The organism is Kitasatospora sp. NPDC057198 (assembly GCF_042670125.1).
Classification (GTDB): domain Bacteria; phylum Actinomycetota; class Actinomycetes; order Streptomycetales; family Streptomycetaceae; genus Kitasatospora.
This window is the reverse complement of sequence record NZ_JBHUWH010000556.1, coordinates 1-869: the sequence shown is the minus strand read 5'-3', so window position 1 is coordinate 869 and position 869 is coordinate 1. Positions and strand designations below refer to the sequence as shown.

Sequence of the window (869 nt, the reverse complement as noted above, 5' to 3'; positions counted from 1 at the left end):
GTCTGCCACAGCGCCCCCGCCGAAGCCGCGGACTGGATCGCCCGGGGCGAACTCGACACCCACGGCACCTGGGACCGCCCACCGCTGATCGGCCTGCTGGACGGCCAACCCGCCTCCTGGCAGCGGGAAGTGGGCCTCCGACTGGCCAACCGGCGGGCCGGACGGACCGACGACTGGGGCTCCGGCCTGCTCTTCGGCATCGCCGAACGCCTGCTGCGCCGCAGCGACACCCCGCCGCCGCCCGAACCCAACCTGGTCGTCGACTGGATGCGCGACCGCAGCTCCGCCCTGTTCCGCAGCGCCGTCACCGTCCTGCCGCCCGGTGCCGACCTCTGCACCCGGCTGCGCGCCGACAGCTTCACCCCCGTCCTGGCCCCGCTGGTCTTCGAAGGCCCCACCGCCCGCTGGTTCGACCACTTCGCCCACCGCGACGAAGCCGAACGCTGGATCCCCGCCCTCGCCGCCCTCGTCGCCGACGGCACCATCGACCGGGCACCCTTCCTCGCCCGCGGCTTCGCCCGCCTGACGCGCGGCGGCGCCCCCGGCGAACTGCGCACCTACCTGGGCCTGTTGACCGCATTGGAGCCGAGTGCTGCCGAACTGGCGGACAACCGGCGGGCGTTGCTGGCGGTGCTGGGCGGTGACTCGGTGGTGGCCGGGTACGCGTTGGAGTCGCTGGTGGTGTTGGACGCGGTCGGGTTGTTGGTGGAGGGGGAGTTGGCGGAGGCGTGGGGGGTGGTGTCGGCGCGTCCGGAGAAGAAGTTGCTTCGGGCGCTGTTGGGTTGGCTGGACCGGGTGGCTGCCGGTGGTCGGGCGGAGGTGGCGTTGCGGGCGGTGGCGGGGTGTTTCGGGCATCCGGACCGGCAGGT

General features: G+C 73.8%; 1 pseudogene. It reads left to right on the top strand.

Annotated features, from left to right (window positions below):
* Window positions 1–869, top strand: a pseudogene (locus ACFUEL_RS35370) (hypothetical protein); the annotation flags it as partial.